Genomic DNA, 24,124 nt, shown 5'->3' with positions numbered 1-24,124 from the left:
CGTGTCGGGTCGTCGAAGGAGACCGATGGTGGAAGCCGTGCAGGATGCGGGAGTCGTCGTCACCGGTGCGGGAGGCGGCATCGGTGCCGCGCTGGCCCGCCGGTTCGCCGCCGAGGGCGCGCGCGTCGTCGTCAACGACCTGGACGCCGACAGGGCCAGGACCGTCGCCGACGAGATCGGCGGCATCGCCGTCCCGGGCGACGCCTCCGCCGTGATCGCCGACGCCCGCGACGCCCTCGGCGGCACCGTCGACGTGTACTGCGCCAACGCCGGGGTCGGCTCGGGCGGCTCCGAGGCCGCCGACGAGAGCGTCTGGGACCTCGCCTGGAACGTCAACGTCATGGCCCACGTCCGCGCCGCCCGCGCCCTGCTGCCCGACTGGCTGGAGCGCGGCAGCGGCCGGTTCGTCTCCACCGTCTCCGCCGCCGGACTGCTCACGATGATCGGCGCCGCCCCCTACAGCGTCACCAAGCACGGCGCGTACGCCTTCGCCGAGTGGCTGTCGCTGACCTACCGGCACCGCGGTCTGAAGGTGCACGCCATCTGTCCGCAGGGCGTGCGCACCGACATGCTCGCCGCCAGCGGCAGCGCGGGCGACATCGTCCTCAAGCCCACCGCCATCGAGCCGCAGGACGTGGCGGACGCCCTGTTCAAGGGCATCGAGGAGGACCGCTTCCTGATCCTGCCGCACCCCGAGGTCGCCGAGTACTACCAGGCCCGCGCCGCCGAACCGGACCGCTGGATCGCCGGCATGAACCGCCTCCAGCGGCAGTGGGAGGCCACCCGGTGACCGCCCCGTCCGCCTCCCGCTACGCGGCCAAGCCCTGGCTGGCCCTGCTCACCGAGGTCCAGCGCGCCCCGGTCGACCCGGCCGACTCCCTGGTGCACGCCCTGCGCGCGTCGGTCGCCGGGGCCGCCGACCGCACCTGCCTCGCCTACTTCGACGGCCGGCTGAGCTACCGGGAGGTCGACGCGCTCAGCGACTCCGTCGCCGGCCACCTCGCCGCGCGCGGACTGCGGCGCGGGGACCGGGTCGCGGTGGTGCTGCAGAACTCGCCGCACTTCGTGCTCGCCGTGCTCGGCGCGTGGAAGGCGGGCGCGGTCGTGGTGCCCGTGAACCCGATGTACAAGTCGGGCGAGGTCGCGCACGTCCTGAAGGACGCCGAGGCCGCCGCGCTGATCTGCACCGACCGGGCCTGGGAGGCGTATCTGCGCGAGACGGCCGCCGGCTCGCCGGTGCGGATCGCGCTCACCGCCTGCGAGCTGGACTTCCAGACGCGCAACGACGCCCGGGTGCTGAACTTCGCGCGGCTCCCGCAGGCCGCCGACGCCGACGACCTCACCGCCGTCGCCCGCGCCGGACACCGCCCGCCCGAGGGCCGCGACCCGGACCCGGCCGACATCGCGCTGATCAGCTACACCTCGGGCACCAGCGGCACCCCCAAGGGCGCCACCAACACCCACCGCAACATCATGTACAACGCCGAGCGGCAGGCGACCGGCCTCCAACTGCCCGAGGCACCCGTGTACTTCGCGCTCGCGCCCCTGTTCCACATCACCGGCGTGGTGTGCCAGTTCGGCGCCTGCCTGACCGGGGCGGGCACGCTCGTCCTGGCGTACCGCTTCGAGGCGGGCGTCGTCCTCGACGCGTTCGCCGCGCACCGGCCGCACTACACGGTCGGCCCGTCGACCGCGTTCATGGCCCTGGCCGCGCACCCGGCCGCGAGCAAGGACCACTTCGCGTCCTTCACCACCATCTCCTCGGGCGGCGCCCCGGTGCCGCCCGCCCTGGTCGAGAAGTTCCGCGCAAGCTTCGGGCCCTATCTCCGCAACGGCTACGGCCTCACCGAGTGCACCGCCCCCTGCGCCGCCGTGCCGCCCCACCTGGAGGCGCCCGTCGACCCGGCGTCCGGCACCCTCGCCGTCGGCCTGCCCGGCCCCGACACCGTCGTCCGCATCCTGGACGAGCAGGGCGAGGAGGTGCCCTTCGGGCAGCAGGGCGAGATCGTCGTCCGAGGACCGCAGGTCGTCCCCGGCTACTGGCGCCGCCCCGACGCGACCGCCGAGACCTTCCCGGACGGGGAACTGCGCACCGGCGACATCGGCTTCATGGACGAACACGGTTGGCTGTACGTTGTCGACCGCAAGAAGGACATGATCAACGCGTCCGGTTTCAAGGTCTGGCCGCGCGAGGTCGAGGACGTGCTGTACACCCACCCGGCGGTGCGCGAGGCGGCCGTCGTCGGGGTGCCCGACGGGTACCGCGGTGAGACCGTCAAGGCGTACATCAGCCTCCGCCCGGGCGCCGACGCGGACCCGGGGGAACTCGCGGCGTACTGCAGGGAGAGACTGGCCGCCTACAAGTACCCGCGCCAGGTGGAGATCCTCACCGACTTGCCGAAGACGGCGAGTGGGAAGATCCTCCGTCGGGAACTGCGTTCCCACGCGCACGGCAACCAATAGCGACACGGAAGGCAGGTGGCGGCAGTGCCCAGGACGACGGACGGGGACGGCACTCCGGTGCCACAGCGGCTCCTGGCCGCCGCCACCCGGCTCTTCGCCGAGCAGGGATACGACCGCACCTCGGTGCAGGAGATCGTCGAAGCGGCAGGCGTCACCAAGGGGGCGCTCTACCACTACTTCGGCTCCAAGGACGACCTCCTGCACGAGGTGTACGCGCGCGTGCTGCGCGTCCAGCAGGAGCGGCTCGACGCCGTCGCGGACTCCGGCGAACCGGTGGAGAAGCGCGTCCGGGACGCCGCCGCCGACGTCGTCGTCACGACGATCGAGAACCTCGACGACGCGTCCATCTTCTTCCGCTCGATGCACCAGCTGAGCCCCGAGAAGAACAAGCAGGTGCGCGCCGAGCGCCGGCGCTACCACGAGCGCTTCCGCGCGCTGATCGAGGAGGGCCAGGAGGCCGGCGTCTTCTCCCGGGCGACCCCGGCCGACCTGGTGGTCGACTACCACTTCGGCTCGGTCCACCACCTGTCGACCTGGTACCGCCCCGACGGACCGCTCGGCCCGCGCGAGGTGGCCGACCACCTGGCCGACCTGCTGCTGCGCGCGCTGCGCCCCTGACCGCGCCCCGGACCGCGCGCACACGCGCGTGCGGTCGGCGCCGACCCCCGTAGGACCGGCCCGCACACGTGCGTGAGGGGCGCGCCACCGAACCGGCGGCGCGCCCCTCGGGCGGGTGTCACGCGTACTTCTTCAGCTCCCGCCGGGCCAGCGAGCGCTGGTGCACCTCGTCCGGGCCGTCCGCGATCATCAGCGTCCGGGCGCCGGCGTACAGCTCCGCCAGCGGGAAGTCCTGGCTGACTCCGCCCGCGCCGTGCAGCTGGATCGCCCGGTCGATGATGTCGACCACGGCACGCGGAGTGGCGATCTTGATGGCCTGGATCTCGGTGTGGGCGCCCCGGTTGCCGACCGTGTCCATCAGCCAGGCCGTCTTCAGCACCAGCAGCCTGAGCTGCTCCACCGTCACGCGCGCGTCGGCGATCCAGTTGTGCACCACGCCCTGGTTCGCCAGCGGCTTGCCGAAGGCCTCGCGGGACACCGCCCGGCGGCACATCAGCTCGATCGCCCGCTCGGCCATGCCGATCAGCCGCATGCAGTGGTGGATGCGGCCGGGGCCCAGGCGGGCCTGCGCGATGGCGAAGCCGCCGCCCTCCTCGCCGATCAGGTTGGTGACCGGCACGCGCGCGTGGTCGAAGACCACCTCGGCGTGGCCGCCGTGCCAGTGGTCCTCGTAGCCGAAGACCTGCATCGCGCGCTCGACGGTGACGCCCGGGGTGTCGCGCGGGACCAGCACCATGGACTGCTGACGGCGGATGTCCGGCCCGTCCGGGTCGGTCTTGCCCATCACGATGAAGATCTTGCAGTCCGGGTTCATCGCCCCGGAGATGTACCACTTGCGGCCGGTGATGACGTACTCGTCGCCGTCCCGCTCGATGTGCGTGGTGATGTTCGTGGCGTCCGAGGAGGCCACCTCCGGCTCGGTCATCGCGAACGCCGAGCGGATCTCACCGGCCAGCAGCGGCTCCAGCCACTGCTTCTTCTGCGTCTCGTCGGCGAACTGCGTGAGCACCTCCATGTTCCCGGTGTCGGGCGCGGCGCAGTTCGTCGCGGTGGGCGCCAGCTGCGGGGAGCGGCCGGTGATCTCGGCGAGCGGCGCGTACTGGAGGTTGGTGAGCCCGGCGCCGTACTCGGCGTCCGGCAGGAAGAGGTTCCACAGGCCCTGCCGCTTCGCCTCCGCCTTCAGGTCCTCGACGATCCGCGGCGTGTCCCACGGCGAGGCGAGCCGGGCACGCTGCTCGTGGGCGGCGCGCTCGGCGGGGTGGACGTGCTCGTCCATGAAGGCGAGCAGCTTGGCGCGCAGTTCCTCCGTGCGCGCGTCGAACGCGAAGTCCATGCCTGTCAGCCTTCCTGAAGAGTGGTCAGTCCGTGCTCGATGAAGACCGGCACCAGGTCGCCGATGCGGTCGAAGCCCCGGCCGACGGTCTGGCCGAGCGTGTACCGGTAGTGGATGCCCTCCAGGATCACGGCGAGCTTGAACCAGGCGAACGCCGTGTACCAGGAGACCGCGGAGACGTCGCGCCCCGAGCGCGCGGCGTACCGCTCGATCAGCTCCGCCGGTCCGGGGTGCCCCGCGGCCCGGGCCGTGGTGGAGACGGGGGAGTGGGGCAGGTCCAGCGGCCGGCTGTACATCACCAGCAGACCCAGGTCGGTCAGCGGGTCGCCGAGTGTCGACATCTCCCAGTCGAGGACCGCCCGGATCGTGTCGTCGTCGCCGATCAGCACGTTGTCGAGCCGGTAGTCGCCGTGCACGACGGTCGCGGCGGGCGAGCCGGGCAACTCCCGGCCGAGCGCCGCGTGCAGCTCGTCGATGCCGGGCAGGTCGCGGTTGCGGGAGGCGTCCAGCTGCTTGCCCCAGCGCCGCAGCTGGCGGTCCAGGAAACCCTCCGGCCGGCCGAAGTCCCCGAGCCCGACCTCGGCGGGGTCCACGGCGTGCAGCTCCACCAGCGTGTCCACCAGGCCCAGGACCGCGCCCCGCGTGCGGTCCGGGCCGAGCGGGGCGAGCTGGTCGGTGGTGCGGTACGGCGTGCCCTCGACGAACTCCATGACGTAGAAGGGCGCCCCGAGCACCTCCTCGTCCTCGCACAGCAGCACCGGACGCGGCACCGGCACGTTCGTCGGGTGCAGCGCGCTGATCACCCGGTGCTCGCGCCTCATGTCGTGCGCGGTGGCCAGGACATGGCCGAGCGGAGGCCGTCGTACGACCCACGTGGCGGTGCCGTCGAAGACCGCGTAGGTGAGGTTGGACCGCCCGCCCTCGATCAGCCGACCGGACAAGGGGCCCGTCACCAGACCGGGCCGCTCGCGATCGAGCAGGGCGCGCAGCCGGTCGAGATCGAGTCCGGGCGGGTGGTCGGGGCTCATCGTCGCTCCTACGGGCAGGTGAACAGGATGCGATCCATGATGCCGACCGGTCGGTATGCCGTCCAGGGGGGCGGCCCAACGTGATCGGGGCCACGATAGGCCGACAGCTCCCGGCCCGGGGAGGGCGGGAGCTGTCGTGGGGTGCGCGAAGGGGTCGGGCGGCCTGCCCGGGTCAGTGGTCGTCCCAGTGCCCGTCGTGCTCGGCGTGCCGGTGTCCGTCGTGCAGGTAGTCGACGTGGTCGCCGTGCTGGACGTGTGCGTGGCCGCAGCCCTCGCCGTGCCGGTGCTCGTGCGCCTCGTGCGCGAGGTGTCCGGCGGGCTCGCACTCGTCCCAGTGGCCGCCGTGCTCGCGGTGCAGGTGGCCGTCGTGCGCGTAGTCGAGGTGGTCGCCGTGCGGCACCTCGGTGTGCCCGCAGTCCGGGCCGTGGACGTGGGAGTGGGCGGTGTGTTCCCGGTGGAGCGTGGTCATGGTGCTCACCTTCGCGGATGGGGGTGACGACGTCGGACAGGCTGCCACGCGAACGGCGCATATCCGGTCATTCGGCTTGCGTGGCGTCCGGGTACCCCGGAGGGTCGAACGCATGAAGGCGATCAGCTACTCCCGCTACGGCGGTCCCGACGTCCTTGAGTACGGAGACGTCCGCGACCCCCGGGTGGGCCCCGACTCGGTGCTGGTGAAGGTGCGCGCGGCGGCCGTGAACCCCGTCGACTGGAAGTGCCGCGAGGGACACCTCGACGGCCTCCTGGAGCCCGTCTTCCCGGTCGTCCCCGGCTGGGACCTCTCCGGCGTCGTCGTGCAACCGGGCGCCGCCGTCTCGGAGTACGCCGTCGGCGACGAGGTCATCGGGTACGTGCGCGAGGACTTCCTGTCCCGCGGCACCTTCGCCGAGTACGTCGCGGCGCCCGTGCGCACCCTCGCCCGCAAGCCGCGCACGCTGTCCTACGAGGAGGCGGCCGGGCTGCCGCTGGTCGGTCTGACCGCGTACCAGACGCTCGTCAAGGTGCTCCAGGTCAAGCGGGGCGAGACCGTGCTGGTGCACGCGGCGGCGGGCGGCGTCGGCTCCGTCGCCGTCCAGCTCGCCCGGCACCTCGGCGCCCGGGTCATCGGCACCGCGAGCGACCACAACCACGACTTCGTGCGCTCGCTCGGCGGCGAGCCCGCGACGTACGGCGACGGGCTCGCCGAGCGGGTGCGCGGACTGGCGCCCGAGGGGGTGGACGCGGTGCTCGACACGGTCGGCGGCGACACGACGAAGGTGTCCGCGAACCTCCTCGCGCCCGAGGGGCGACTGGTCTCCGTCGCCGACCCGGCCGTCGTCGACTACGGCGGCCGCTACTACTTCGTGCGCCCCGACCCGGAGGACCTGCTGCGCCTGTCGGAACTGGCGGAACAGGGCGTGGTGAGCGTGCACGTCTCGGAGACGTTTCCCCTGGCCCGCGCGGCCGACGCCCACCGTCTGAACGAGGAGGGCCGCACCCGCGGCAAGATCGTGGTGACGGTGGACTGGGAGTCGGAGCCGGAGACGGGCTGACGGGATCCGAGCGGCGAGCCGGCCGCCGCCGGCTGTTTCCGCGCGCCGCCACTGTGACGGTGCCCGGCACGGCCGGCGACCTCGGGTGACGCAGCCGGCGTCCGGGCCGTCGGGCGCCGCCCGGCGCCCCGCCGGGATCGGCATGTGCCGCACGCCCGTCGGCGTCGGGGGTGGACTGGCCGCGGGCTCCGAGCGGCGGAGCCGACCGGGCACCGGGCGTCCGGGTGCCCCGGTGTCCTTCCGTACGCCATCGACGTCACCGCCCGTACGCCTTCGACGTCACCGCGCACAGCTTCGCTGCCGTCCGCGAAGACGGGCCGACGGCTCCCCGGACGGCGGAGCCGGCCGGCCCCGCGCGGGCGCGTCGGAACGTCAGAGCACGAGTGCCGCCCCGCACGCCGCCAGGGCCACCGTGCACAGGACGGCCGCCGTCGCGTGGCGCGGGGTCATCGCCCTCGGGCCGGCAAAGGACGCCAGCGTGGTGATGCGGCGCTGGGCGACGAGCAGGAAGCCCAGCCACAGGACGCAGACCAGGACCCCGACGGCGACGCGGCCGGGCGTCACGCCGCCGTGCAGCGCGGTCCGCACGGCGAGCACGGCGGAGACGGTGCCCGCCAGCGTCGTACGCCGCCACGCGAGCCGCGTCCGCTCCGGCTGGAGCCCCGGATCCCGGCCCGGAACCGCGACCGCCCCGCCGCTCACCCCTCCCACCCGACGAGCACGACGACCACCATCGCGACCGCCACGACCGCGACGACCAGACTCAGCAGTGCCGGAAAGCGCGACACCGGCAGGTCCTCGCCGCGCCGCATCGCCCGCTCGCAGCGCACCCAGTGGTTGACCGCCCGCAGGGAACACAGCACGCCCGCCGTGAGCAGCGCCAGCGCGAGCCCGACCCGCCAGCCCCAGCGCAGGTCCGGCAGGAACTGGTCCACGGCGAAGCCGCCGCCGATCAGCGCCAGCGCGGTGCGCAGCCACGCCAGGAACGTGCGCTCGTTGGCCAGCGAGAAGCGGTAGTCCGGGGTGCCGCCCTCCTCGCGGATCGCCTCGGGTACGAACCACAGGCGGACGTTTCGTGCGAATCCGATCACGCGCAGGACACTACCCGCCCGCCCGGAACGCCTTCAGGCGCTCGTACGCGGCCAGCCCGTCCGGCACCCACTCCCACTGTCCGAGGCGCCGCTCCACCTCCGCCTCGGGCAGGAAGGCGTGCCAGGCGACCTCCTCCACCTGCGGCCGGACCGGCAGCGCGCAGCGCACCTCGTACACCGCCGACCACCAACTCGCCCCGCTGCCGTCCTCGTACAGGAACTTGAACAGGAAGTCCGGTCGCGGCAGTCCCGTCACGCCCAGTTCCTCCTCGGCCTCGCGCAGGGCGGCCTCGTCATAGGCCTCGCCCGCGCCGACCACGCCGCCGACGAACATGTCGTACAGGGAGGGGAACACCAGCTTGGCCGGAGTGCGGCGGTGCACGAAGACACGGCCCTCGGCGTCCCGGGCCAGGACGAACACGCAGCGGTGGCGCAGGCCTTGCGCGTACACCTCGCCGCGCGGCGACCGGCCCACGACCCGGTCCTGCTCGTCGACGACGTCGAGGATCTCGTCAGCAGCGTTCATGACGCCATCCAAGCAGGCCGCGCCGCCGTGCCGGCCGGCCGTCCCGGAGGGCCGTTCCGGCGCCCCGGCCGACCGGCGCGGGACCGATCGTCACGTACCGTCACCGGCTCGCCCGTACCACCCGGTCGGTGCGATAACCCCATGTGCACCAGGAGTTGACGCGTGTAACGAGAGGGCGACCCTTGACGCGGGCCTTGGCTGCAGGTTTGCTGTGCGTGACCAGTTCATGGCAAGCCGACAGACCGACGCCCGCCGCGTCGCGTGAGGAAGTCCCGCGGTGTCCCCACCCCCGCCTCCCCTGGGCCGCGGCCGCAAACGCGCGGCGCAGGCCTTCGACGAGGCCCTCGACGACGCCGAACTCGCCACCGCGCGCGCGGCCTTGGCGCAGGGCCGCTGGCAGGCCACCCGCGCGCTGCTCGTCGAGACCGGCGACGACTGGGACTGCCGCGGCCACCGCGTCACCGTGCTCGCCCGCGAGCAGTACTGCGCCCCCTGGGCCCGCGAGTGGCTGCTCGCCGAGCCGGATTCCGCCGACGCCGCCGTCCTGCTCGCCCTCGCCCGGGTCCGGCGGGCCCTGCGCGGCAAGGAGAAGGCGCCCCGCGCCCGCGAGGCCTGCCACAAGGCCGCCGACCTCGCGCCCGCCGACCCCACTCCGTGGCTGGGCGTTCTCATGCTGGAGCGCGCCCTGGGCGACGACCAGGACGTGGTCCGCGCCTTCGAACAGGTCCGCGCCCGGTACGCCGACCACCACCACGCCCACCATCTGATGGTCGCCCGGCTCGCCGAGCGCCACCCCGACGCCGACCCGCTGCACGAGGTCTACGACTTCGCCAACTGGGCCGCCGAACAGGCCCCCGCCGACTCGCCGCTCGCGATCCTGCCGGTCATCGCGCACACCGAGCGCTACCGCGTGCTGGCCGCGGCGGGGCACGAGTCCGCCGACCCGGCCGCCTCCGGCCACTGGACCGGCCGCCGCGCCCGGGTGGTGATGAAGGCCGCCTTCGACTGGTGGCTGGAGTGGGAGCACGACGACCACCCGCGCCGTCTGATCGACCTCAACTTCCTCGCCCACGCCAAGGTCTGCGAGGGGCGGGGCGCCGAGGCCGCCGCCCTGTTCCTGCGCATCGGAGAGCACGCCACCGCCGCCCCCTGGTCGTACCACGACCGCGATCCGCACTCCGCCTTCCGTGCCGCGCGCGACAGCGCCCTCGGCACGATGTGAGACGCCACCACCCCCGAAAGGACGAGTCCCCGATGACCACGGGCAGCACCACCGGAACCACCGCGGACGGCGGCGGCATCAGCACCTTCAAGGGCCAGGACCGCGCCCTGCGCGCCGACCGCCTCGGCACCGTCGGCCTGCTGCTGTCCGTGCTCGCCGCGACCGCCCCCCTCATGGTCGTCGCGGGTGTCATGCCCACGACTTTCGGTGTGATGGGCATCGTCGGACAGCCCCTGCTGTTCGTCATCCTCGCCGTCGTCCTGGCCCTGTTCAGCGTCGGCTACGCCGAGATGAGCCGGCACGTCCACAACGCCGGCGCCTTCTACGCGTACATCTCCCGCGGCCTCGGCGGCACCGCCGGTGCCGGCGCCGCGCTGGTGGCGCTGGTCGCCTACAACGCCCTCCAGGTCGGCATCTACGGCATCTTCGGCTTCGAGGTCTCCGGCCTGTTCGCCACCTACCTCGACATCGAACTCGCCTGGTGGATCCCGGCGTTGCTCGCCGCCCTCCTCGTCGGAGCGCTCGGCTGGCTCAAGATCGACCTCAACGCGCGCGTGCTCGGCGTACTGCTGGTCATCGAGGTCCTGCTCGTCGTCATCTTCGACGTCGCGGCCATCGCCGACCCCGGCAAGGAGGGCCTGTCCCTGCAGGCCTTCAACCCGGAGAACCTCGGCGGCGCCGGCATCGGCACCGCCCTGTGCTTCTGCGTCGCCGCCTTCCTCGGCTTCGAACAGGCGCCCGTCTACGCCGAGGAGACCAGCCGCCCGCACGTCCTGGTGCCGCGCGTGATGTTCCTGGCCATCGGCGGCATCGCCGTCTTCTACACGATCAGCTGCTGGGCGCTCACCGTCGCCACCGGCCCCTCCGCCGTCGTCGGCACCGCGGGCGAACAGAGCGCCGGCATGCTGTTCTTCCTCACCGAGGGCCTGCTCGGCGAGACGTTCACGGACGTGCTCCACGTGCTGTTCGTGACCGGCATGTTCGCGGCGATGCTCAGCTTCCACAACGTCGTCGCCCGCTACGCCTTCGCCATGGGCCGCGAGGGCCTGCTGCCCGCCGCCTTCGGCCGCACCAGCAGCACGAGCGGCGCCCCCGCCACCGGGTCCCTGCTCCAGACGGTCGTCTCCGTCCTGGTCGTCGCCGCCTTCGCCGTCACCGACGACAAGCCGGCCGGCGACCCGACCGCGCCGATCCTGCACCTGTTCACCTGGACCGGCAACATCGGCGCCCTCGGCGTCACCGTCCTGATGGCCATCGCGTCGGTGTCCGTCCTCGTCTTCTTCGTCCGCCGCGGCGCGGCCGGCGCCCAGTTCTGGCGGCTGGCCGCCTCCGGTCTCGCCACCGTCGCGCTCGCCGTCATCATCGGCTACACCATCAAGGACTTCGACATCCTCGTCGGCGCCGGCGCCGGCTCGCACCTGGACTGGATGCTGCCCGGCATCGTCGCCCTCGCCCTGGTCGTCGGCATCGTGCAGGGCCTGGTCATGCGCTCGCGCGACCCCGAGGCGTACGCCCGCATCGGGCTCGGCAACGAGGCGTTCCAACTGGAGAAGGCGTCCGAGACCCGGCCGTAGGCACGCGCACCGCCCGGAACGGCCTTACGGAATCCTCGCGCGGCACGGCCGTACGGACCCTGACGAGCACCCGCGGCGGACCGCGGCTCCGGCCCGCCGCGGGTGCTCGAACGAACGGGTGAACCACGACCGGATCTGGCTGCGCCCGGCCCAGCGGCGCGGGACGGGACGGCCGGCCGGGAAGTTCCACGCGGGCCAGAAGCTGGTGGGCGGAGCGCGAACACCCGCCGTGGCGGCCCTGACACACGCGAGAGTCCGGCACCCCGGGGGAAAGGTGCCGGACTCTCGCGGATGCGGACGCGATGCGATGCGCGCCCGCCGTCGGGTGACCGGTGACGGTCGCCGCCCGCCCTATATGACCAGGGACAACAGCAGGACGAAGCCGCCCGCGACGACCGAGATGATCGTCTCCATCACCGACCAGGTCTTGATGGTCTGGCCGACGTCCAGGCCGAAGTACTCCTTCACCAGCCAGAAGCCGGCGTCGTTGACATGGCTGAAGAACAGCGAGCCGGCCCCGATCGCGAGGACCAGCAGGGCGGCGTGCGTGGTCGACATGTCGGCCGCGAGCGGCGCGACCAGACCGGCCGCCGAGACGGTCGCCACGGTCGCCGAACCGGTCGCCAACCGGATCGCCACCGCGATCAGCCAGGCCAGCAGCAGCGCCGGGATCGACCAGTCCTCGGAGATGTCCAGGACCATCTGACCCACACCGGAGTCGATCAGCGTCTGCTTGAAACCGCCGCCCGCGCCGACGATCAGCAGGATGCCCGCGATCGGGGCGAGGCCCTTCTCGACCATCCCGGACACCCGCTCCTTGGAGAAGCCGGCGGGCCGGGCGAGCGTGAAGATGCCGACGAGCACGGCCGCCAGCAGGGCGATCAGCGGGGAGCCGATCACGTCGAACACCCGCTGCACGGTGTTCTCGGGGTCGTCGACGACGATGTCGACCAGCGCCTTGGCGAGCATCAGCACGACCGGCAGCAGGATCGTCGCCAGCGTCGCGCCGAAGCCCGGCCGCTTCTCCAGGTCCTCCGAGGCACGCTGCGGGATCATGCGGTCCGGCGCCGGGACGTCCACCCAGCGGGCCGCGAAGCGCGAGAACAGCGGACCGGCGATGATCACGGTCGGGATGGCGACCAGCACGCCGAGCGCCAGCGTCACACCGAGGTTGGCGTCGACCGCGTCGATCGCGACGAGCGGACCGGGGTGCGGAGGCACCAGTCCGTGCATGACGGACAGGCCCGCCAGCGCCGGGATGCCGATGCGCATCAGGGAGTAGTTGCCGCGCTTGGCGACCATCAGCACGACCGGAATCAGCAGCACCACGCCGACCTCGAAGAACAACGGCAGACCGATCACCGAGGCGATCAGCACCATCGCCCACGGCATGGACCGGCCGCCCGCCTTCGCGAGCATCGTGTCCACGACCTGGTCGGCGCCGCCCGAGTCGGCGAGCATCTTGCCGAGGACGGCGCCCAGCGCGATCAGGACGCCCACACCCGCGACCGTGGAACCCAGTCCGGCGGTGAAGCTGGCGATGGCCTTGTCCAGCGGCGCGCCGGCGAAGGCCCCCAGGGCCAGCGACCCGATGGTCAGCGACAGGAAGGCGTGCAGCTTGAACTTGGTGATGAGCAGGACGATGACGGCGATGCCCGCCAGCACGGCGATGCCCAACTGGGCATGACCGGCCGTGGTGATGGGCTCGACGGTGTCCGCTGCCAGCATCTCGACGCTGAGTCTGGTCACGGTGATTCCCTTGCGGTTACGGGGATGGTGGGGAAGGTGGGGAAGGGGAGAGCGGGGCGCGGGTGACGCCCCCGGCACGGGTCACTGCATCGGCTCGGCGAGTCCTTCGAGGGCGTGCGCCGCCCGCTCGGTGATCTCCTCCGGGCTGCCGGTCACGTCCACGGCGACACCGGGCTCGTCCGGCTCCAGCGGCTGGAGCGTGGCGAACTGGGAGTCGAGCAGCGCCGTGGGCATGAAGTGGTCCTGCCGTTGCGACATCCGGTGCTCGATGAGCGCGCGGTCGCCCGTGAGGTGCACGAACACCACGCCGGGGGCGGCGGCACGCAGCCGATCGCGGTACGACCGCTTCAGCGCCGAGGAGCTGACCACCCCGCCGAGCCCGGACCTGCCGTGCGCCCAGTCGCCGATGGCGTCCAGCCACGGCCAGCGGTCCTCGTCGGTCAGGGGGGTGCCCGCCGACATCTTGGCGATGTTGGCCTGCGGGTGGAAGTCGTCGCCCTCGGCGTACGGGACGCCGAGGCGGGCGGCGAGCAGGGGACCGATGGTGGTCTTGCCGGTGCCCGCGACGCCCATCACCACGACGACATGGGGGGTGTTCATCGCTGCCTCGCTGTCTGATGTCTTCGTCGACACATGATGTCGACGACACTGAAACCTATTAGGTACGACGAATTCAAGACCCTGTGACAAATAAGTCTGACTTTTTGATCCCGTGATCCGGCACGTACGCTGAGTGCATGAGCACAACGGGCCGGGGCCTGCACGGCCATGTACTGGACACCCTCGGCCCCGAGATCACCGCGGGTGAGTACCCGCCGGGCAGCGTCCTTCGTACCGACGAACTCGCCCAGCGTTTCGACGTCTCACGCTCCGTGATGCGCGAGGCGGTACGCGTGCTCGAATCCATGCACCTCGTGGAGTCCCGCCGCCGCGTGGGCGTCACGGTCCGCCCCAAGTCCCAGTGGAACGTCTACGACCCACAGGTCATCCGCTGGCGCCTGGCCGGCGCCGACCGCCCCCACCAGCTGCGCTCCCTCACGGTGCTGCGCTCCGCGGTCGAACCCGTCGCCGCGAGCCTGGCCGCCCGGCACGCCACTGCGGCGCAGTGCGCCGAACTCACCGAATGCGCCCTCGGCATGGTCGCCAACTCACGCGGCCACCGCCTGGAGGGCTACCTGCTCCACGACGTCGCCTTCCACCGCGTGATCCTCAACGCCTCCGGCAACGAGATGTTCGCCCGCCTCGGCGACGTCGTCGCCGAGGTCCTGGCCGGCCGCACCCACCACGCCGTGATGTTCGACGACCCCGACCCCGCCGCCGTCACCCTGCACGTCCAGGTCGCCGAGGCGGTCCGCGCGGGCGACGCGGAGCGCGCGGAACAGCTCACCCGCGAGATCACCGTCGGCGCCCTCCAGGAACTGGACATCCTGGCGCCCTGACGGCCGCCGGGGCCCGCCGCCCTAGCTCAGGAACTCCCCGTCCACGTACACCCACGCCCCGTCCACCCGCTCGAACCGGCTCCGCTCGTGCAGCGACCCGCCCCGGAACGACGCCCGGAACGTCACCGTCCCGGCGCTGTGAAAGGCGGACCCGTCCGTCGTGCCGAGGATCTCCAGCCCGGTCCACCGCATCCCCGGATCGAGATCGAGCCGCGCCGGCCGCGTCCGCGGATGCCAGGTCCGCAGCAGAGAACCGGCGTCCAGCCGCACGAAGGCCGAGTACCGCGAGCGCATCAGCGCCTCGGCGGTCGGAGCAACCGCGGCACCACGGTGAAACCGCCCGCAGCACGCCTCGTAGGGCTGGGGCAGGCCGCACGGGCAGGAACGCGTCGTCATGGTCACCCTCCCGGGAAACGCCTGAGGGCCGCGACCTCGCGGTCACGGCCCTCACGCTCGTGTGTCCGAGGGGGGACTTGAACCCCCACGCCCGATAAAGGGCACTAGCACCTCAAGCTAGCGCGTCTGCCATTCCGCCACCCGGACAAGGTGTCCGTCGCGCGGGCCTGCCCGCGGCGACAGAGAAAACATTACCAGGCTTTCGGAGGTGGCCGATCACCCCCCGTCCCGGCGTGAACGGGGTGTGACGAGGCGGGACCGGTCTTGGGCAGGGCGGTCCGGAGGGGGAGGATGAGGGGGACCGACCAGCAGCGACAGTGGGAGGAAGCACGTGAGCCAGACGGACACGGCCAAGGGCGTCACCGGTGAGGACGAGGTCGTGGACCTCTGCCGCGAGCTGATCCGGATCGACACCAGCAACTACGGCGACCACTCGGGCCCCGGCGAGCGCAAGGCCGCCGAATACGTCGCCGAGAAGCTCGCCGAGGTGGGGCTGGAACCGCAGATCATCGAGTCGCACCCCGGACGCGCCTCGACGGTGGCCCGCATCGAGGGCGAGGACCCGTCGCGGCCCGCGCTGCTCATCCACGGTCACACCGACGTCGTCCCGGCCAACGCGGACGACTGGACCCACCACCCGTTCTCCGGCGAGATCGCCGACGGGTGCGTGTGGGGGCGCGGCGCCGTCGACATGAAGGACATGGACGCGATGACCCTCGCGGTCGTCCGCGACCGGCTGCGCAGCGGCCGCAAGCCGCCCCGCGACATCGTCCTCGCCTTCCTCGCCGACGAGGAGGCCGGCGGCACGTACGGCGCGAAGCACCTCGTGCACAAGCACCCCGAGCTGTTCGAGGGCGTCACCGAGGCGATCGGCGAGGTCGGCGGCTTCTCCTTCACGGTCAACGAGAAGCTGCGGCTCTACCTCGTCGAGACCGCCGAGAAGGGCATGCACTGGATGCGGCTCACCGTGGACGGCACGGCCGGGCACGGCTCCATGACCAACGACGACAACGCCATCACCGAACTGTGCGAGGCGGTCGCGCGGCTCGGCCGGCACAAGTGGCCGGTCCGCGTCACCAAGACCGTACGGGCCTTCCTGGACGAGCTGTCCGACGCGCTCGGCACCGAGCTCGACCCCGAGAACATGGACGAGACCCTCGCCAAGCTCGGCGGCATCGCCCGCATGATCGGCACGACGCTGCGCAACTCGGCGGCGCCCACCATGCTCGGCGCCGGCTACAAGGTCAACGTCATCCCGGGCCAGGCCACCGCGCACGTCGACGGCCGCTTCCTGCCGGGCTACGAGGAGGAGTTCCTCGCCGACCTGGACCGGATCCTCGGTCCGCGCGTCAGGCGGGAGGACGTGCACGCGGACAAGGCGCTGGAGACCGACTTCGACGGCAGGCTCGTGGACGCCATGCAGAGCGCGCTGCGCGCCGAGGACCCGATCGCGCGTGCCGTGCCCTACATGCTGTCCGGCGGAACCGACGCGAAGTCCTTCGACGATCTCGGCATCCGCTGCTTCGGCTTCGCGCCGCTGAAGCTGCCGCCGGAGCTGGACTTCGCGGGGATGTTCCACGGCGTCGACGAGCGGGTGCCGGTGGACGGCCTGAAGTTCGGCGTGCGCGTGCTCGACCGGTTCCTCGACGCGTCCTGACCATAATCGCTCAAGCATGCGGTTCGGACTGGAAAGGGTGAATGCGACGATACGTTCGTAGCCTCATTACACCCTCCTCGTTACTGGTGATGCGGTCCGCGATTTTTTGAGGCCGCATTGCCAACAAGGAGGAATAAATGATCAAGAAGGTCGTCGCTGCCGCGGTTGCCACGGGTGGGCTGGTTCTCGCGGGCGCGGGCATGGCCGTCGCCGACGCGGGCGCCCAGGGTGCCGCCGTGCACTCCCCGGGTGTGCTGTCCGGCAACGTTGTTCAGGTGCCCGTGCACGTGCCGGTGAACGTCTGCGGCAACACGATCAACGTGATCGGTCTGCTGAACCCCGCCTTCGGCAACACCTGCGTCAACAAGTGACGCCGACCCGCTGAGGGGCGTCAATGCCGTCGGCCCCGGAGTGCGCGCCATGCGCTCCGGGGCCGACCGGCAATTTCGCGGTGGGACCGCGAAGCACTGGGAGATCCGGGGAATTCGGGGATTTCGAGTCAAGCGCGAAGGCAGGGGAATCAGGAAATGCGACAGGTCACCCGCAAGGGCCTCATGACCGTGGCGGCGGCAACCGGCGTGCTCGCCGGAGTGGGCGGCGCCGCCCACGCCGACTCGGGGGCGTACGGCAGCAGTTCGGGTTCGCCGGGCGTGCTGTCCGGCAACACGGTGCAGGCGCCGGTGCACGCGCCGGTCAACGTCTGCGGCAACACCGTCGACGTCGTCGGCGTGCTCAACCCGTCGATGGGCAACTCGTGCGTCAACGAGAGTGACGGCGGCTCGTCCGGCGGCGGCTCGCACGGCGGTTCGGACGACGGCGGCTACGGCGACGGCGGTTCGCACGGCGGTGGATCGGGCGGCGGCGGTTCGCACGCCGGCGGGGAAACCGGCGGTTCGCCGGGCGTCGGCTCGGGCAACAACGTCCAGGTGCCGATCGACGTGCCCGTGAACGTGTGCGGCAACTCGGTCAACGTCGTGGGCGCCCTCAACCCGTCGATGGGCAACCACTGCGAGAACGACTCCGGCGGCCACACCACGCCGCCGCCCGGGAAGCCGGAGAAGCCCGGCAACCCGGACGAGCCCAACCGTCCCGGCAAGCCGGCCGTCCCGGGCGACAACGAGCCCGGGCCGCAGACCGTCACTCAGCCCCGGGGCAGCGACCAGCTCGCGCAGACCGGCGGCAGCCTGCCGCTCGGTGTCGTGCTGCCGGTGGGTGCGGGCGCGCTGCTCGCGGGCACGGTGCTGTACCGCAGGTCACGCGCCTCGGCGTAAGGATGCGGCGGAGCGGGCCCCGCGTCGGCGGGACCCGCTCCTTTTTGTCGTCCTTCTCACCCTTGCCGACTTCTCGTCTTCTCGTCTTTCGTCGTCTTCTCGTCGATTCGAGGGGTGTCCGTCTCACCAGGTGGCGCGGACCTGGCGGATGATCCGCCGCCGCAGGCGCACCCTGCGGCTGCCGTCGCGCAGCAGGCTCAGGCGGTACAACTCCCAGTGTCCGTACTCGGCGTGGTCGGTCAGCAGACGTGTCGTTTCCTTGCGGGAGACCCCGCGCGGCAGGTACACGTCGACAAATTCGTATTCCGGCATCGCATCTATTGTGCGGGCAGCCGCCCGGTACGGATAGCGTCTGCGGTATGTCTGATGCTGCGCAGCCCACCGCTGCCGAGGTACGCGCCGCCGCCGAGGCGGTCAAGACCGCGCTCGACCGCCACCTGGCCGCGGTCGAACGCCGGTCGGGTGAGGACGACCCCGCCGTCTACGAGGCGTTCAACGAGCTCGCCGCGGCCGCCGAGGCGTACGACGAGCTGCTCTACGACCGCTACGACGAGGTCACGCCCTTCGAGATCCCCGGTACGGACGACACGCTGCCGCCGTACACGGGCCCCGAGGAGCCGAACGCGCTGAGCGTGCTGATCCGCCGTGACTACACCGTGGCGGAGCCGCAGCGGCTGCTGGCGCAGGCCCAGCGGATCGAGGCGGCGGACGACGAGAGCGGCGCGGACGTCTCGGGCACCGTCCACGGGGCGCTGGGCATCCTGTTCGGCGAGTTCGAACCGGACGAGATCGCCTCCCGCCACAAGGAGTTCGGCCTGGAGGAGGGCGACTCCACGCTCTGGGTGACGGCCGCCGACGAACCGGCCGACGCCGGGGAGTGGCTGGAGGCGCCGTTCGAGCAGATCGACGCGCAGCGGGTGGTGTGCCGCTTCGACGTCAGCGCGGTGTTCGACGACGACATCGACGACGATGACGATGACGACGAGACCGACGACGTCGACGACGCCGACGAGGACGGGCCGGACGCCGACGCCCTCGACGCGGTGCTCGACGAGGACGACGATCTGGAGCCGCTGGACACGGACCGCTAGCGGCACACCGGCACACCGGCACGGGCGCGACGGCGGCGACGCCCTCGCCCACGGTCACGGCGGCGGTCGCGGGGCACCACCCCGTGCCCGCCGCCGTTCCGTGTCTGCCGTCTGCCGTCTGCCGACCGCCTGCTGCCCGGTCCGCGGTGTGCGGTCCGCGGTGTGCGGCGTGTGGCTCAGGTCGTGGTCGGGACCTGGGGGGCGAGCAGCGCGGGCAGCCGCGTCGTGCGCGGTTTGGCCAGGACCTCGGCCACGGCTCGGGGCAGTGCCTGCTCCACGCCGTGCACCACGGACAGATGGCGGTCGGCGCGGCTGAACGCCGTGTACACCCAGGGGCGGCTCAGGGCCTGCGCGGCGTCGCCCGGCAGCACCACGACCGCCGCGGGCCAGCGGGCACCCACCGCCTGGTGCGCGGTCAGCGCCCACCCGTGCCGCACGGTCTGCTCCACCCGCTCCTTCGGTACGACGACGGCCTCGCCGGCGCACGACAGGTGCAGTCCGTCCGCGTCGGCCTTCACCACGTGGCCCGGCAGCGTACGGCCCGGGGCGGGGGAGTAGGCGATCCGGTCGCCGGGGTCGAAGCCGCCGAAGCGGCCGGGGCCCGGGTTGAGCCGCTCTTTCAGCGCCGCGTTGAGCGCGCGCGTGCCGACCGCGCCGCCGTGCCCCGGAGTGATCACCTGCGTTTCCTCGGCCGGGACGCCGATCGCCCGCGGCACCGAGTCCGCGACGAGCTGCACGGTCCGGTGCACGGCCTCGCCCGCGTCCCGCACCGGCACGATCACGACCTCCTTGCCGGGCGCCTCGACCTGGATCAGCTCGCCGACGCCGACGGCGGACACCAGCTCGCCCAGCGGGCCGGGATCGGGCCGCCGCGAGGCGACCTGCGGGCACACCTTGGCGGCCAGCAGATCCGCGAACACCCTGCCCGGGCCGACGGACCACAGCACCGCCGGGTCCCCGGCCAGCACCAGCCGGGCCCCGTCCGGCAGCGACTCGGTGAGCAGGGCGGCCGACTCGACGTCGAGTTGCGGCGCGTCGAGCACCACCAGCAGGTCGAGGGCCAGCGCGCCGTCCGCGTCCCGCCCGGGCCCCTCGCTCCCGGCCAGCAGTCCGGCGACGGTGGCGACGGCGGGTTCGGTCGCCCCGGCCGTGCTCAGCAGGGCGGCGAAGCGGTTCCGGCCGAGCGGGCCGTGGGCGGCGGCCCAGGCGCGCAGCCCGAGGCCGAGCGCCGTGCGCAGCAGCGCCGCCGGTTCGGCGAGGGACGCCTCGCCGCCGGTGTGCAGGACCAGGCCGTGGCCCGCGACCGCGCGGATCAGCTCGCCGGCGGACCCCTCGGCCGCCGCGGCGGCCCGCTCCCACTCCCCGGCCGAACCGTCCTCCCTGGGCACCGAGTTGACCAGCCGGGCCAGTCCGTCGGCCAGGGACTCCTCCGCGAGCGCGTACCGCTCAAGACCGACGAGGACGCGAACCGGCCGTTCCGCCTCCTCGCCGTCCTCCACCGGAGTCGGCGCCGGAGCGCCCGGCTCGTCCAGGGCGTCCTGGAAGACCAGGGCCTCGCCCTCCGCGAGGGCGCTCTGTACGGCGGAGTCGGGGTCCGGCACGCCCTGTTTGGCCAGCGCGGCGGTCAGCATGGGCATCTCCAGCGCCGTGTGCCCGGCGAGAGCCGCCTGCTCCAGGAGCCAGGCCGTGACCGCCCGGCCCCGGCGCTCGTCCTCCGGACCGCACTCCGCCCCGAGCAGCGCCCGCGCGAACCCGTCGGCCTGCTCGGGGCGCACTCCCGTCACCCGCAGCAACAGCCAGGGATCGTCGGCCAGTTGGTCCTGCGCGCCCTCGCCGAGCACGGCCGCGACCTGCGGCGCCAGCGTCTGGGGCGCACCACCCCGGCTCAGCACGGCCCGTACGCCCTCGACGGTCTCCGGCGCGGGCGCGGCGGACGCGGCCTGGGCCGCCACCGGCTGCGGCCGACGGACCGGCTCCGGCGCGGGGCGGCGCGGGGCGGGCTCGGGCTCGGCGAAGACGGCGCTCACCGGCTTGTCGCCGCTCTCCACGGCCCGTACGGCGGCGAGCAGGTCGGCCGCCTTGCCGCTCAGCTTGGTGCCGGCCTCGATGGGCTTCTTCTCGGCCTTCCGCCGCTCGATGCGCTCCCGCTCCAACTGCTGGGCACGCAACTCGGCCTCGGCCTCGGACAACTGAGCCGCGCCCTCACCGTCGGTGGCGCCCGACTCGCCGTCGGCCCCCGATTCACCGTCGGTGCCCGCCCCCTCGGTGGCGCCCGACTCGCCCGCACCACCGGCCACGCCGTCCCCGCCGTCGGCCCGAGACGCCTCGGCGTCCTGCGCCCCGGCTGCTTCCACGGCGCTGCCCGCTTCGTCGCCCCCGGCCCCGGAAGGCCCGCCAGCCGTCGAGTCGGCTGCTTCCGCGCCGCTGTCCGCTTCCTGGGCCTTGCCCCCGGAGGGGCCGCCGTTCCCCGACCCGGCCGCTTCCACAGCGCTGCCCGCTCCCTCGGCAGCGGCCTCCGACGGCCCGCTGTCCTCGTCCTCCGAGGCGACCGGTTCCGCCGTGCCGTCCGCGCCGTCGGTCCGGGAGGACTCGTCGGCTCCCGGGGGCCCCGGCTCGGTTTCCTCCGTGGTCTCGGGCTCCGTGCTCACAGCGTGCTCCAGTCGTGATCGGGATAGCGGTGCACGGGCGCCGACACGTCGTCGAGCGCCCGGCAGATCTCGTCAGGAAGACTAAGCGCCTCCACTGACAATGCCGCCGTGAGCTGCTGCGCGTTGCGCGCGCCGACGATCGGCGCGACCACCCCGGGCCGGTCGCGGACCCACGCGAGGGCCACCTGCAGCGGCGTCACCGCGAGCCCGTCGGCGGCCGTCGACACGGCGTCCACGATCCGGCTCGCCGTGTCGTCGAGGTACGGCGCGACGAACGGCGCCAGATGCTCGGAGGCTCCCCGCGAGTCGGGCGGCGTCGCCCCGCGGTACTTGCCCGTCAGCACCCCGCGCCCCAGCGGCGAGGAGGGCAGCAGCCCGACCCCCAGGTCCAGGGCGGCCGGCAGCACCTCCCGCTCCACGCCGCGTTGCAGCAGCGAGTACTCCATCTGCGTGCTCGCCAGCCGGGTCCGCACCCCCGAAGCCGCCAGCTGCCAGGTCGCCGCCTTGGCGAGCTGCCAGCCGCAGAAGTTGGACACGCCGGCGTAGCGGGCGCGCCCGCTGCTGACGGCCAGGTCGAGCGCCTGGAGGGTCTCCTCCAGCGGTGTGTACGGGTCGTAGGCGTGCACGTGCCACACGTCCACATGGTCCGTGCCGAGCCGGGACAGCGAGGCGTCCAGCGCGGAGAGCAGGTGGCCGCGCGAGCCGTCGAACCGCCGGTCCGGGTCCGGGACGCTGCCCGCCTTGGTCGAGATCACCAGGTCCCGGCGCGGCACCAGCGCGTCGATCAGTTTCCCGAGCAGGTACTCGGCCTCCCCGTCGCCGTACACGTCCGCGGTGTCGACCAGGCTCCCGCCCGCCTCCCAGAACGTCTTCAAGAGGTCGGCGGCGTCGTGCTCGTCCGTGTCCCGGCCCCAGGTGAGGGTGCCGAGACCGATGCGGGACACGCGCAGGCCGGTGCGGCCGAGTTGCCTCTGCTCCATGAACGCCGAGATTACTGGCCGGACCCTGCTCAGTGGGGGGCCTGTGGACAACCGATCTCTCCCCGTCGCCCGCCGCACTCCCCGCGCCCGCCGGGCCCGCGCTAAGGTCTCACCAACGGACGTTACTCATCAGTAAGGGGATCGGCCATGCAGCTCGGGATCAACCTCGGCTACTGGGGCGCGGGAATGGACGGGGACAACCTCGCCGTCGCCCAGGAAGCCGACCGGCTCGGCTACGCCGTCTGCTGGGCCGCCGAGGCCTACGGCTCCGACGCGGCCACCGTGCTCACCTGGGTCGCCGCCCAGACCGAGCGCATCGACGTCGGCTCGGCCATCTTCCAGATCCCGGCCCGGCAGCCCGCGATGACCGCGATGACCGCCGCCACCCTCGACTCGCTCTCCGGCGGCCGGTTCCGCCTCGGTCTCGGCGTCTCGGGACCGCAGGTCTCGGAGGGCTGGTACGGCGTCAAGTTCGACAAGCCGCTGTCCCGGACCCGCGAGTACGTGGAGATCGTCCGCAAGGCCATGAGCCGCGAGCGCCTCACCCACGACGGCGAGCACTGGACGCTGCCGCTGCCCGACGGCCCCGGCAAGCCGATCAAGCTCACCGTGCACCCGCAGCGGGAGCACATCCCGCTCTACATCGCCGCGATCGGCCCGAAGAACCTGGAGCAGACCGGTGAGATCGCCGACGGCGCCCTGCTCATCTTCCCGTCGGCCGACCACCTCGAGGACACCGCCGTCAAGCACCTGCGGGCCGGGCGGGAGAAGGCGGGCAGGACCCTCGACGGCTTCGACGTCTGTCCGACGCTCCCGCTCGCCGTCGGCGACGACAAGGACGTGGCCGCGCTCGCCGACACGTTCCGCCCCTACACCGCCCTGTACGTCGGTGGCATGGGCAGCCGCAAGCAGAACTTCTACAACCAGCTCGCCCGGCGCATGGGATACGAGAAGGAGGCCGCCGAGATCCAGGACAAGTACCTGTCCGGCGACAAGCAGGGCGCCGCGGCCGCCGTACCGCACGACCTGATCGACTCCACGACCCTGCTCGGTTCCGTCGACCGCATCGCGGACCGGATGAAGGCCTACGCGGCGGCGGGCGTCACGACCCTGACGCTGGCGCCTGCGGGCTTCACGCTCGACGAGCGCCTCACCGCCCTGCGCGCCGGCACCCGGGCTCTGGAACGCGCGGGCCTCGCCTGAGAGTTCAGCGGCCGTGGTGGGGGCTCGGGGGTCTTCCCCGCCACGGCCGTCACTCGGAACAACGCGCGTGCGCCCGCGCGGTTACGCCTCCGTCGTGACCCGAGATCCGCGCCCACCGGGACGCCGGCCGCGCCGTCGGGGCCCGCACGGACCGCGTCCTCGGCCGGTCCCGGCCGCCGAGCCGGCCCGAGCGGGTCCGGCAAGGAGCCCCGCGGCCGAGCCGGTCCGAGCGGGTCCGGCAAGGAGCCCCGCGGCCGAGCCGGCCCGAGCGGGTCCGGCAAGGAGCCCCGCGGCCGAGCCGGC

Annotated in this window: 24 protein-coding genes and 1 tRNA gene; 12 read left to right on the top strand and 13 right to left on the bottom strand. The window is 72.8% G+C overall.

Going from position 1 to position 24,124, the window contains the following annotated elements; translation table 11 throughout:
- Positions 1–25: 25 nt before the first annotated feature.
- The 3 genes from QC282_RS15980 to QC282_RS15970 are packed head-to-tail and all read left to right on the top strand — an operon-like array spanning position 26 to position 3,081.
- The gene (locus QC282_RS15980; protein ID WP_279550065.1) at positions 26–790 is read left to right on the top strand and encodes an SDR family NAD(P)-dependent oxidoreductase; all 765 of its coding nucleotides are present in this window, start codon (positions 26–28) and stop codon (positions 788–790) included.
- The gene (locus QC282_RS15975; protein ID WP_279550064.1) at positions 787–2,463 is read left to right on the top strand and encodes a class I adenylate-forming enzyme family protein; all 1,677 of its coding nucleotides are present in this window, start codon (positions 787–789) and stop codon (positions 2,461–2,463) included. Before QC282_RS15980 ends, QC282_RS15975 begins: the two co-directional genes overlap by 4 nt.
- Positions 2,464–2,487: 24 nt before the next feature.
- Complete coding sequence (locus tag QC282_RS15970; protein ID WP_279550063.1) at positions 2,488–3,081, top strand: TetR/AcrR family transcriptional regulator; 594 nt, start codon at positions 2,488–2,490, stop codon at positions 3,079–3,081.
- A gap of 118 nt (positions 3,082–3,199) precedes the next feature.
- Here QC282_RS15970 and QC282_RS15965 read toward each other — a convergent pair whose 3' ends face one another.
- The 3 genes from QC282_RS15965 to QC282_RS15955 all read right to left on the bottom strand — a co-directional run bounded on the left by QC282_RS15965 (position 3,200) and on the right by QC282_RS15955 (position 5,911).
- Entirely contained in the window at positions 3,200–4,414 is a 1,215-nt protein-coding gene (locus QC282_RS15965) for an acyl-CoA dehydrogenase family protein (RefSeq protein ID WP_279550062.1), read from the bottom strand.
- Between the two features lie 5 nt (positions 4,415–4,419).
- Positions 4,420–5,442, bottom strand: a complete 1,023-nt coding sequence (locus tag QC282_RS15960) for a phosphotransferase family protein (protein ID WP_279550061.1) — start codon at positions 5,440–5,442, stop codon at positions 4,420–4,422.
- A gap of 172 nt (positions 5,443–5,614) precedes the next feature.
- The gene (locus QC282_RS15955) at positions 5,615–5,911 is read right to left on the bottom strand and encodes a hypothetical protein (RefSeq protein ID WP_279550060.1); all 297 of its coding nucleotides are present in this window, start codon (positions 5,909–5,911) and stop codon (positions 5,615–5,617) included.
- A gap of 112 nt (positions 5,912–6,023) precedes the next feature.
- Between QC282_RS15955 and QC282_RS15950 the strand changes: the two genes are divergently transcribed.
- Complete coding sequence (locus QC282_RS15950) at positions 6,024–6,974, top strand: NADP-dependent oxidoreductase (RefSeq protein ID WP_279550059.1); 951 nt, start codon at positions 6,024–6,026, stop codon at positions 6,972–6,974.
- Between the two features lie 372 nt (positions 6,975–7,346).
- Here QC282_RS15950 and QC282_RS15945 read toward each other — a convergent pair whose 3' ends face one another.
- Genes QC282_RS15945 through QC282_RS15935 form a run of 3 tightly spaced genes read right to left on the bottom strand, consistent with a single transcriptional unit; the run spans position 7,347 to position 8,591 of the window.
- The gene (locus tag QC282_RS15945; RefSeq protein ID WP_279550058.1) at positions 7,347–7,676 is read right to left on the bottom strand and encodes a DUF202 domain-containing protein; all 330 of its coding nucleotides are present in this window, start codon (positions 7,674–7,676) and stop codon (positions 7,347–7,349) included.
- Positions 7,673–8,065 carry a YidH family protein gene (locus QC282_RS15940; RefSeq protein ID WP_279550057.1) on the bottom strand — a complete coding sequence of 131 codons (393 nt, stop codon included), beginning with the start codon at positions 8,063–8,065 and terminating at the stop codon, positions 7,673–7,675. Before QC282_RS15940 ends, QC282_RS15945 begins: the two co-directional genes overlap by 4 nt.
- Positions 8,066–8,075: 10 nt before the next feature.
- Positions 8,076–8,591, bottom strand: coding sequence for an NUDIX domain-containing protein (locus QC282_RS15935; RefSeq protein ID WP_279550056.1), 516 nt, complete (start codon positions 8,589–8,591; stop codon positions 8,076–8,078).
- 277 nt (positions 8,592–8,868) lie between these two features.
- Here QC282_RS15935 and QC282_RS15930 point away from each other — a divergent pair, with 277 nt between their 5' ends.
- Positions 8,869–9,813, top strand: coding sequence for a hypothetical protein (locus tag QC282_RS15930; protein ID WP_279550055.1), 945 nt, complete (start codon positions 8,869–8,871; stop codon positions 9,811–9,813).
- A 32-nt stretch (positions 9,814–9,845) separates the two neighbouring features.
- Positions 9,846–11,387 (top strand): APC family permease, encoded by a 1,542-nt coding sequence (locus QC282_RS15925; RefSeq protein ID WP_279550054.1) that lies wholly within the window; start codon positions 9,846–9,848, stop codon positions 11,385–11,387.
- 351 nt (positions 11,388–11,738) lie between these two features.
- Here the strand turns inward: QC282_RS15925 and QC282_RS15920 are convergent, their stop codons facing one another.
- Entirely contained in the window at positions 11,739–13,136 is a 1,398-nt protein-coding gene (locus tag QC282_RS15920) for a gluconate:H+ symporter (RefSeq protein WP_279550053.1), read from the bottom strand.
- Between the two features lie 81 nt (positions 13,137–13,217).
- Complete coding sequence (locus tag QC282_RS15915; RefSeq protein WP_279550052.1) at positions 13,218–13,736, bottom strand: gluconokinase; 519 nt, start codon at positions 13,734–13,736, stop codon at positions 13,218–13,220.
- A 137-nt stretch (positions 13,737–13,873) separates the two neighbouring features.
- Between QC282_RS15915 and QC282_RS15910 the strand changes: the two genes are divergently transcribed.
- A complete protein-coding gene (locus QC282_RS15910; protein ID WP_279550051.1) occupies positions 13,874–14,575 on the top strand; it encodes a FadR/GntR family transcriptional regulator in 702 nt (233 codons plus the stop codon).
- Positions 14,576–14,596: 21 nt separating this feature from the next.
- On the opposite strand, the gene QC282_RS15905 is transcribed toward QC282_RS15910, so the two are convergent.
- Entirely contained in the window at positions 14,597–14,971 is a 375-nt protein-coding gene (locus tag QC282_RS15905; RefSeq protein WP_279550050.1) for a YchJ family protein, read from the bottom strand.
- Between the two features lie 62 nt (positions 14,972–15,033).
- Positions 15,034–15,118 (bottom strand) — tRNA-Leu (locus tag QC282_RS15900).
- A 184-nt stretch (positions 15,119–15,302) separates the two neighbouring features.
- Here QC282_RS15900 and QC282_RS15895 point away from each other — a divergent pair.
- The 3 genes from QC282_RS15895 to QC282_RS15885 all read left to right on the top strand — a co-directional run bounded on the left by QC282_RS15895 (position 15,303) and on the right by QC282_RS15885 (position 17,899).
- Entirely contained in the window at positions 15,303–16,628 is a 1,326-nt protein-coding gene (locus tag QC282_RS15895; protein WP_279550049.1) for a M20/M25/M40 family metallo-hydrolase, read from the top strand.
- A gap of 137 nt (positions 16,629–16,765) precedes the next feature.
- Positions 16,766–16,999 carry a chaplin ChpH gene (gene chpH / locus QC282_RS15890; RefSeq protein WP_279550048.1) on the top strand — a complete coding sequence of 78 codons (234 nt, stop codon included), beginning with the start codon at positions 16,766–16,768 and terminating at the stop codon, positions 16,997–16,999.
- Between the two features lie 156 nt (positions 17,000–17,155).
- Positions 17,156–17,899 (top strand): chaplin, encoded by a 744-nt coding sequence (locus QC282_RS15885; RefSeq protein ID WP_279550047.1) that lies wholly within the window; start codon positions 17,156–17,158, stop codon positions 17,897–17,899.
- A gap of 123 nt (positions 17,900–18,022) precedes the next feature.
- Here the strand turns inward: QC282_RS15885 and QC282_RS15880 are convergent, their stop codons facing one another.
- A complete protein-coding gene (locus tag QC282_RS15880; protein ID WP_190206279.1) occupies positions 18,023–18,211 on the bottom strand; it encodes a DUF5703 family protein in 189 nt (62 codons plus the stop codon).
- Positions 18,212–18,258: 47 nt separating this feature from the next.
- Between QC282_RS15880 and QC282_RS15875 the strand changes: the two genes are divergently transcribed.
- Positions 18,259–18,990, top strand: a complete 732-nt coding sequence (locus QC282_RS15875) for a hypothetical protein (protein WP_279550046.1) — start codon at positions 18,259–18,261, stop codon at positions 18,988–18,990.
- 176 nt (positions 18,991–19,166) lie between these two features.
- Here the strand turns inward: QC282_RS15875 and QC282_RS15870 are convergent, their stop codons facing one another.
- Entirely contained in the window at positions 19,167–21,638 is a 2,472-nt protein-coding gene (locus tag QC282_RS15870) for a helix-hairpin-helix domain-containing protein (protein WP_279550045.1), read from the bottom strand.
- Positions 21,635–22,618 carry an aldo/keto reductase gene (locus QC282_RS15865; protein ID WP_279550044.1) on the bottom strand — a complete coding sequence of 328 codons (984 nt, stop codon included), beginning with the start codon at positions 22,616–22,618 and terminating at the stop codon, positions 21,635–21,637. Before QC282_RS15865 ends, QC282_RS15870 begins: the two co-directional genes overlap by 4 nt.
- 147 nt (positions 22,619–22,765) lie before the next feature.
- On the opposite strand from QC282_RS15865, the gene QC282_RS15860 reads away from it, so the two are divergent.
- Positions 22,766–23,821, top strand: coding sequence for an LLM class F420-dependent oxidoreductase (locus QC282_RS15860; RefSeq protein ID WP_279550043.1), 1,056 nt, complete (start codon positions 22,766–22,768; stop codon positions 23,819–23,821).
- Positions 23,822–24,124: the final 303 nt, after the last annotated feature.

The sequence above is a fragment of the Streptomyces sp. DH24 genome, assembly GCF_029813775.1.
Lineage (GTDB): Bacteria > Actinomycetota > Actinomycetes > Streptomycetales > Streptomycetaceae > Streptomyces.
This window is presented reverse-complemented; position numbering and strand designations above follow the sequence as displayed.

Bases quoted from the DNA above. Each gene is read 5' to 3' on its own strand.
- QC282_RS15935 (WP_279550056.1), bottom strand. From the start codon at position 8,591: ATGAACGCTGCTGACGAGATCCTCGACGTCGTCGACGAGCAGGACCGG.
- QC282_RS15910 (WP_279550051.1), top strand. From the start codon at position 13,874: ATGAGCACAACGGGCCGGGGCCTGCACGGCCATGTACTGGACACCCTC.
- QC282_RS15865 (WP_279550044.1), bottom strand. From the start codon at position 22,618: ATGGAGCAGAGGCAACTCGGCCGCACCGGCCTGCGCGTGTCCCGCATC.
- QC282_RS15950 (WP_279550059.1), top strand. From the start codon at position 6,024: ATGAAGGCGATCAGCTACTCCCGCTACGGCGGTCCCGACGTCCTTGAG.
- QC282_RS15925 (WP_279550054.1), top strand. From the start codon at position 9,846: ATGACCACGGGCAGCACCACCGGAACCACCGCGGACGGCGGCGGCATC.
- QC282_RS15860 (WP_279550043.1), top strand. From the start codon at position 22,766: ATGCAGCTCGGGATCAACCTCGGCTACTGGGGCGCGGGAATGGACGGG.
- QC282_RS15955 (WP_279550060.1), bottom strand. From the start codon at position 5,911: ATGACCACGCTCCACCGGGAACACACCGCCCACTCCCACGTCCACGGC.
- chpH (WP_279550048.1), top strand. From the start codon at position 16,766: ATGATCAAGAAGGTCGTCGCTGCCGCGGTTGCCACGGGTGGGCTGGTT.
- QC282_RS15875 (WP_279550046.1), top strand. From the start codon at position 18,259: ATGTCTGATGCTGCGCAGCCCACCGCTGCCGAGGTACGCGCCGCCGCC.
- QC282_RS15965 (WP_279550062.1), bottom strand. From the start codon at position 4,414: ATGGACTTCGCGTTCGACGCGCGCACGGAGGAACTGCGCGCCAAGCTG.
- QC282_RS15960 (WP_279550061.1), bottom strand. From the start codon at position 5,442: ATGAGCCCCGACCACCCGCCCGGACTCGATCTCGACCGGCTGCGCGCC.
- QC282_RS15980 (WP_279550065.1), top strand. From the start codon at position 26: ATGGTGGAAGCCGTGCAGGATGCGGGAGTCGTCGTCACCGGTGCGGGA.
- QC282_RS15915 (WP_279550052.1), bottom strand. From the start codon at position 13,736: ATGAACACCCCCCATGTCGTCGTGGTGATGGGCGTCGCGGGCACCGGC.
- QC282_RS15905 (WP_279550050.1), bottom strand. From the start codon at position 14,971: ATGACGACGCGTTCCTGCCCGTGCGGCCTGCCCCAGCCCTACGAGGCG.
- QC282_RS15880 (WP_190206279.1), bottom strand. From the start codon at position 18,211: ATGCCGGAATACGAATTTGTCGACGTGTACCTGCCGCGCGGGGTCTCC.
- QC282_RS15885 (WP_279550047.1), top strand. From the start codon at position 17,156: ATGCGACAGGTCACCCGCAAGGGCCTCATGACCGTGGCGGCGGCAACC.